The following is a 7,429-nucleotide window of genomic DNA, read 5'->3' as shown; positions in this document are numbered from 1 at the left end:
TTAATTGCATGCAAAGTTTCTGGAGGAGGTGGGGTTACGAAAGGGTGGTGGACTTTGGTAATGACGAAGGACTAGGGACGAGGGAAAAGAGCAGTTCTCCTCTTGCTGTGGAGCGATCCCAGTCTGGCCGCAAAAACAAATACGCGGCCAGGCTGGGGCGTCCAAACTTTATACCTTCGGGAGAGATGCTTTAATCAGGCGAATCTCATATAACCGCGGCCAGAGCTTCCCCGTCACAAACAGCCGGTCGTGGGCCGCATCGTAGGCAATTCCGTTCAGCACTGCTTCTGGCGAGGATCGCAGATTGGCAGGCAGCAGGCCGGTCAGATCGATCCAGCCCAGCACTGCTCCTGTCCGCGGAGAAATCCGGGCAATCTTGTCTGAATGCCAGACATTGGCATAAATCTCGCCATGCATCATTTCCAATTCATTCAGATATGTGATCGGCTTACCGTGATCTTTCACCGTCACGTGCCGCAGCTCATGGAATGTGGCGGGATCTAGGAAGTGCAGCTCCGGGGTGCCGTCGCTCAGAATCAGCTCCTTGCCATCATTTGTTAAGCCCCAGCCCTCCCACGGATAACTCATCGTTCGCAATTGCCGGAAGCTGAATCTGTCGTAAACGAAAGCAACATGGCTCGTCCAGGTCAGCTGCACCAGCGTACTATTCCACGCCGCCAGTCCCTCGGCAAAATACTCCTTCGCCACCGGCTGCTCCTGCAGAATGCGCCCGGTCTCCAGATCCACCATCCGCAGGGACGATTCCCCGTACTCCCCAGTGCTCTCATACAGGTGTCCGTCTAAAAAGAGCAGTCCCTGCGTAAAGGCGTGCGGATCGTGAGGATAGGTATGGATGATTTTGTAGCCCTGCGCTCCCGCAACCGCGCAGGCAAGCGCGCACAGAAAAATCAGTGCAAAGCGATGGCAGGAAGACCGCATCCTAGTTCACGTCGTCGGCGATAAGGGCCTGCACCGGCGGGTTCGTCGTCAACTGGCTATCCACAATCACCACCGTACGCACTTCGCCGCCAGTCAAAGCCAGTGCTGCGGAGGTGTAACTCGGAGTTATCGTGCCGGTAGGCGTGATCACCATTGTCACCGTCTGCGAGCTGAAGCTGATGTACGCCGTGGATGCGCCAACAGCCAGGTTTGTCACAAGCGGCACTGCATCCGCAATGGTGCTTCCGCTCGGCACCATGTATATGTCTACACCTCCGGTGCGCGGCGCCTGGTTCAGGAAGCGGAATGCCGAATGCCCGATCGCCGCTGCCGTGTCCTGGTCTTCAAGCACCGTCAGCACGTACTGCGTGGAAGATTGCCCGTTATCCGTAATAAAGACCGTATGCTGCGTGCCCGCATTCAGCGTAGCCGCGGCAGAGGCTGTCGGAGTTGTTCCCGTAACCGGCGATACCTTTACGACTGTGGCTGCGGAAGGCGTCACTGTGCCATAGTTCGAAATATATCCCTGCGCAATGTTGCCCGCGAAGAGTTGATTCTCTACATACACATTTGCCGGAGGAGCAATATAGGAGGCGTCAATCACTCGCACCAGTGCCGTTGCTGTAAATCCCTGTACAGTCTGGCATCCCGCAAGGCCAAAGGCCGCTAACAGTGCGCAAATTGCGGCCATTGCGAGTTTTGCAGCGCCAAATCTGCCGCCAGCCTGGTTTTCCAACTCCATTGTCGCCTTCCTGGGTTCGGCCTTCTGCTCATAGTAACTGGATGCCGGGCTTTTCCGGTATCTCTTTTGTGCCGCGCGATGTGCGCGTGCACATCGCGCAGCAACCCTTCAGAGCGGTTCGCACTGGAGGCATTTACGGCACAGAAGTATGGATGAGACAGCTTCTGGCTCTCAGCCGTTCCCCATATAGATAAACCGCGCCAGGAACAGTGCCGCCAGAATGTACAGCAGCCAGTCCTGCCGGCGAATTCTGCCCGTCAGCAGATGCAGCAACGCCCAGGCAATGATGCCGAAGCCCAGTCCGTTGGCAATCGAATAGGTCAGCGGAATCGTCACCAGTGTCAGGAAGGCCGGAACCGCCACCAGAGGATCAGCCCATGGAATCTCCGTAATCGTGGCTGCCATCAGTGAGCCGACCAGGATCAGCGCCGGTGCTGTTGCCGCCGTCGGAACAATCCCGATGAAGGGCGCAAATCCGATCGCGCCCAGAAACAGAAGCCCGGTCACAATCGCCGTGACGCCGCTTCTGCCGCCTGCCGCCACGCCCGCCGTCGATTCCACATAGCTCGTCACAGTCGAGGTGCCTGTCAACGAGCCCACAACCGTCGCCGTTGCATCGGCAAAGAGAATCCGGTTCAGCCGCGGAATCGTGTGATCCGGCGCAAGCAGTCCGGCGCGCTTGGTCACAGCCACCAGCGTGCCCAGGTTGTCAAAGAGATCCACAAAGAAGAAGACGAAGATGATCTCCAACAGCCCTTTGTTCAGCGCCCCGCGAATATCCAGCTTGAACGCCGTCTGGGTCAAAGCCGCCATGCCGCCTGGCGTTGGTGTCCAGTGTACAGTGCCCATGGCCCATGCCAGGCCGGTAATCGTCAGCACGCCAATCAGGATCGATCCGCGCACCTTCTTTACTTCCAGAGCCGTCATCACCACCAGTCCGAGCAGTGAGAGATACGCCGTCGGGCTGCGGATATTTCCCAACCCCACCAGCGTCGCCGGGTCGCGCACCACCAGTCCCGCCCGCTGAAAGCCAATGAACGCAATGAACAGCCCGATCCCGCCGGCCACCGCGGCATACAACTCATGCGGAATGGCCCGCAGAATCATCTGCCGGATGCCCACACCGGTGAGCAGCAGAAACACCACGCCTGAAATGAACACCGCGCCCAGCGCCGTCTGCCACGGCACGTGCATCTTGATGCACACCGTGTAGGCAAAGTACGCATTCAATCCCATGCCCGGCGCCAGCGCAAGCGGATAACGGGCTACAACACCCATCAGAATCGATCCGAAGGCCGCCGAAAGGCACGTCGCCGCAGTAACTGCGGGTAGCGGAACCCCGGCATCGGCAAGGATTGCCGGATTCACCAGGACAATGTAGGCCATCGTAACGAAGGTCGTTACTCCGGCCAGAATCTCCGTCCGCCAGTTGGTGCCAAGTTTTTCAAATTCAAAATAGCGCGCAAAGGATTGCAGCATGGATTCCCCTAAGAAGACCATACCTGTGCATGTCAGCCCAATAGTTTTTTCGTAAGGATTTCTCAGTTTGGTGAAAGAAGTTTTGCCGCGTCCTTGGCAAAGTACGTCACGATAAAGTCCGCCCCGGCGCGCTTGATGCCGAGCAACGACTCCAGCATCGTGCGGTCGCGCTCCAGCCAGCCCTTCTCAAATGCCGCATGCAGCATGGAGTATTCGCCGGAGACCTGGTAAGCGCCTATCGGCACGTCGAAGCGCTCGCGCGCCGCGCGCACCACGTCGAGATACGGCATAGCGGGCTTCATCAAAATCATGTCCGCGCCTTCCGCCAGGTCCAGCTCAATCTCGCGCATCGCCTCGCGCACGTTGGCTCCATCCATCTGGTAGCTTCGGCGGTCGCCGAACTGCGGAGCCGAATCCGCCGCCTCGCGGAATGGCCCGTAAAACGCCGAAGCAAACTTCGACGCATAGCTCAGAATCGGAGTCTGTGTCTGCCCGCTCGCATCCAGCGCCGCGCGGATCGCCGACACACGCCCATCCATCATGTCGCTTGGAGCCACAATGTCCGCGCCCGCTTCAGCCAGGCTGGCCGCGGTCTTCGCAAGCAGTTGCACGGAGGGATCGTTGTCCACTTCCCAGCCCGCGCCAGTCTCATGAATCAGCCCGCAATGCCCGTGGCTGGTGTATTCGCACAGGCAGACATCGGCGATCAGCACCAGCTTCTTTGCCGCGCCGGAGCTTTTCAGCGCCCGCAGTCCCGTTTGGACAATTCCGTTCGCATCCCACGCGCCTGTGCCCTGCTCGTCCTTGGATTCCGGCAGGCCGAAGAGCAGCAGCCCGCCTACGCCCAGCGCGGCAGCCTCTTCGGCTTCCTTCATCGCTTCATCTACAGAGAGATTGAAGACACCCGGCATCGAGCCGACAGCCTTCCGCACGCCCTCACCGGGACAAAGAAAGAGAGGATAGATCAGATCGCCGGGATCGAGCGCCATCTCGCGCACCAGCGCCCGCAGGCTCTCCGTGCGGCGCAGCCGGCGCATGCGATTTGCGGGAAAACTCATGCCTTGATTGTAAGGCAGGGACGAATGACGAAGGACGAGGGACGAAGAAGCACGGCTGATTTCAGAAATTCCGGTTCTGGCTCGTCATTCGTCCTTTGTCACTCGTCCTTACAGCTGCTCATACAGCGTCGAATTCCGGTATCCCAGCAGCATCACCATCGTCCAGATGGCAACTGCCGTGCCGAACGGGAAGTGTATGAGGTTGATGACAGCCGCAATAATCGCCACTATGCGGCCCCACGGCGCATGCTCCCTCAAGCCCCATCCTGCCGCAAATGCAAGAGCGGCGCGGAAGAGCAGAATCACCCATGCAAAGCGCAGCCACACCAGCGGAAACCAGTTATGCCCCAGCGGCCAGTCATTGCCATGCATCCACCAGTTCCAATGGTGAGAAATCGCCGCATTGGCAAAGGCCAGTCCCATCGTTCCCAGCGCCAGCCCAAGCGCGGCATAGATAAACCACACAATGCTCAGCGCGCGAACCTGGCCGGAATAGTTGTGAAGCTGCAACTCATAGCCGGGAATCCCAGCCGTCGCTGCCACCATCACCACCGGCCGCCCGCACTGTGGGCAAAACGTCTGTCCGGGAGCCAGTCCAACACCGCATCCACTGCAATACATTGCACCCGCCTCCTCTGCGCAATTATGAAATACGCAAAAAATCGGCCTGCGGTTCCGGCAACTGGGCTACTGCTTGAACGAAACGTCCTTTTTCGCCACCGTTACGCGTTTCCGTTCCCAGCGTTCCTCATGCCGGTCGTCGCGGAAGATCAGCCCCGTCACGTGCCCTGTCGTATCGCGCTCCACAAGCAGCCGTGTCCAATAGCCGCCCAGCGGATAGAAGAAAGATGCGGGCGATTCGGCCTCAAGCGCCGTTACCTGGCCGTGCGGGTCTCTCTCGAACAGTTGATCTCCTTGCCGAAAAATCGTCGCAGCCGGATGTCCCGCGGCGTCGTGATAGTCGCCCGCAATCAAATCGAGAGCCGCGATTGTCAGCCTCACCGCAACCGGATGCATCGGAATCACCACCCGCTCGGCAAATGGCTGAGCAGTCTGGTTTGCCTGGTTCGGGTCGGGCGGGTTCAGCCGGTGCGTCAGCAGCCAGTGCGGCAGTTCCGGTTCGTTAAAAGCCCGTGACCAGGAATCATGCTGCAGCCCCTGGTACACCCACAGCCGCACATTTCCGCCATCGGCCTTGATCGCCGCGTACATCATCTCGCTCTCTTTCGGAGGCACCACCGGGTCATCGCTGCCATGAAAGAGCCAAACGGGCGTGTGGCCCACCGCGCGCACATAATCATTCGGCAGCGTCGCGGCCTCCAGCCAGCGTTCCGGCGCGTAGCTCCAAAAGATGCCTCCCGAAGCAATCGCAATCGCCGCCCATCGCTTGGGGTACAGTTTTGCCAGTTCCCACGCTCCGTAGCCGCCCATCGACAGCCCGGTTAGATAGGTTCGATCCGCATCCGTACGAAATTCCTCCTGCTCCCGATCCAGTTCAGCCATCGCCAGCGTCAGCATATCCGGATCGGTCCAGAAGTTCGGGTAGGGACACTGCGGCAGCACAATCACAAACGGCCAGCGCTCCGGGTGGTCGCGCAGCGCCATCGGCAGCCCGATCTGCGTCTGCCACATTCCCTCCGCGCCGCGCTCGCCGCGTCCATGCAGAAACAGAATCATCGGCCAGGGCTTCTTGTCGTCCCGCCGAAACTCCTCCGGCAGATAAATTTGAAAATGATAGGTGGCGCCATGAAATTCGATGCGCCTGTTCAGAAAACCCGTCTCCTGCGGCGGCACCGGCTTCGGCTTGCTCCCAACTCCGGTAGGCGCAAACCCGCTCGCGCCAGCGGATAGAAATCCGCTCGCCAATATCAGGCAGGCTGTCAGGAGTCGCACGCGATGGCGCATGTGTGATTCCATCATAAGAGCATCTGTCAAATTTCAGCGCTATAAATTACGGCCGTTCACGCATGGATGCAGCTCCGGCAGCAATTCGCCGCCCGAGCCCTCTAAAATATCCCAATTCCTGAGACAGAAGCGCATATTGCAAGGAACGAAGTGCCGGCTCACAAAACCAATTTGGAACCCTAGTTCTTTCTGCGGATTACATCATGAGATACGGGATCAATTTTTTTGCCGAAAACAGGGATGATGGGCAACCCGGACAGGGGACGGCTGCTATAGTAATTTTTCGGGGTTACCTACGTCAGCTGGACTTTGACCCCTCCTTATAGAAGCGACACAGTTTGAAGGCAAGCACATAGGGTGTGTGTTCGCGCGTTTCAACGAGCGTTCTCCGCCACATAACAAGCTCAGGTAAGACCAAGGGAAAGCATTCATGGCGCAGATATTTGACCGCAACTCCAATGCACTCGCTCGCATGAGCCTTGTGTTGACGGGGTTGATCGTGATCGCCCTGGGAGTTACGCTCGATCAACTGCAGCGTTCACCCTGGGTCACGCGGCAGGGGCAGCGCGCGGAACAGCCCGTGCCGTTCAGCCATAAGCACCACGTGCAGGGCCTCGGCCTTCAGTGCCAGTACTGTCACACGACAGTCGAGAAGTCCAGCTACGCCGGCATTCCGCCCACCAAGACCTGCATGAACTGTCATGCGCAGATCTGGACCAACGCGCAGTTGCTTGAGCCGGTTCGCCAGAGCTGGGCAACGGACAGGTCCATTAATTGGATCCGCGTGCATGATCTGCCTGACTTCGCCTACTTCAATCATGAAATTCGCCACCTGTCATGGCCGCGTCGACCAGATGCCGCTGATGTATGCGCAGAATACCCTCCAGATGGAGTGGTGCCTCGACTGCCATCGCAATCCGGCCAAGAACATCCGCCCAACGAGCCAGATCTACAACATGGCCTGGGAAAAGCCGTCTTCTGACCATCCGGTCTGGTGCGCAGTCAAGGACGGGAAGAATGATGCGCCCACCGCACAGTCTGTGGATTGCGTGACGAAGGATCCGAAGGACTCCGGCCCGCAGATGGCTCTGATGCAGACCGCTGCCGATAAGGGTATGGCGACAGATGCGCCGGTCGCGATGATTCCCGCCGTATTGGACTATCAGAAATTCGACAGCCAGGATGCGCTTGGCCACTTCCTGGTGAAGCAGTACAAGATTCGCACTCCGCACGATCTCACCAGCTGCGAGGTTTGCCACCGATGAGCAAACTGACGAGCAGCTTTGGGATTACACCGGAAAGCAAC

Annotated in this window: 8 protein-coding genes; 2 read left to right on the top strand and 6 right to left on the bottom strand. The window is 58.7% G+C overall.

All coding sequences use genetic code 11. The features are described from left to right. Nucleotides 1–168 precede the first annotated feature (168 nt). The 6 genes from ABSG47_RS19755 to ABSG47_RS19730 all read right to left on the bottom strand — a co-directional run bounded on the left by ABSG47_RS19755 (nt 169) and on the right by ABSG47_RS19730 (nt 6,123). Nucleotides 169–939, bottom strand: a complete 771-nt coding sequence (locus tag ABSG47_RS19755) for a glutaminyl-peptide cyclotransferase (RefSeq protein WP_424171910.1) — start codon at nt 937–939, stop codon at nt 169–171. Between the two features lies 1 nt (nt 940). Continuing rightward, nucleotides 941–1,681, bottom strand: coding sequence for a DUF4397 domain-containing protein (locus tag ABSG47_RS19750; protein ID WP_424171907.1), 741 nt, complete (start codon nt 1,679–1,681; stop codon nt 941–943). 171 nt (nt 1,682–1,852) lie between these two features. Continuing rightward, nucleotides 1,853–3,160 carry an NCS2 family permease gene (locus ABSG47_RS19745; RefSeq protein WP_424171904.1) on the bottom strand — a complete coding sequence of 436 codons (1,308 nt, stop codon included), beginning with the start codon at nt 3,158–3,160 and terminating at the stop codon, nt 1,853–1,855. Between the two features lie 62 nt (nt 3,161–3,222). Continuing rightward, a complete protein-coding gene (gene hemB / locus ABSG47_RS19740; protein ID WP_424171901.1) occupies nt 3,223–4,218 on the bottom strand; it encodes a porphobilinogen synthase in 996 nt (331 codons plus the stop codon). 108 nt (nt 4,219–4,326) lie between these two features. Next, nucleotides 4,327–4,839 (bottom strand): zinc ribbon domain-containing protein, encoded by a 513-nt coding sequence (locus ABSG47_RS19735; protein WP_424171898.1) that lies wholly within the window; start codon nt 4,837–4,839, stop codon nt 4,327–4,329. Between the two features lie 66 nt (nt 4,840–4,905). Further along, complete coding sequence (locus ABSG47_RS19730; protein ID WP_424171895.1) at nt 4,906–6,123, bottom strand: carboxylesterase family protein; 1,218 nt, start codon at nt 6,121–6,123, stop codon at nt 4,906–4,908. 430 nt (nt 6,124–6,553) lie between these two features. Between ABSG47_RS19730 and ABSG47_RS19725 the strand changes: the two genes are divergently transcribed. Both ABSG47_RS19725 and ABSG47_RS19720 read left to right on the top strand, forming a co-directional pair. Then, the gene (locus tag ABSG47_RS19725) at nt 6,554–7,105 is read left to right on the top strand and encodes a cytochrome c3 family protein (RefSeq protein ID WP_424171893.1); all 552 of its coding nucleotides are present in this window, start codon (nt 6,554–6,556) and stop codon (nt 7,103–7,105) included. Further along, nucleotides 7,080–7,388, top strand: a complete 309-nt coding sequence (locus tag ABSG47_RS19720) for a hypothetical protein (RefSeq protein ID WP_424171890.1) — start codon at nt 7,080–7,082, stop codon at nt 7,386–7,388. Before ABSG47_RS19725 ends, ABSG47_RS19720 begins: the two co-directional genes overlap by 26 nt. Nucleotides 7,389–7,429: the final 41 nt, after the last annotated feature.

The organism is Occallatibacter sp. (genome assembly GCF_049510455.1).
Classification (GTDB): domain Bacteria; phylum Acidobacteriota; class Terriglobia; order Terriglobales; family Acidobacteriaceae; genus Telmatobacter.
Note: the sequence above shows the minus strand (reverse complement) of the source record. Positions and strands in the feature narration are given on the sequence as shown.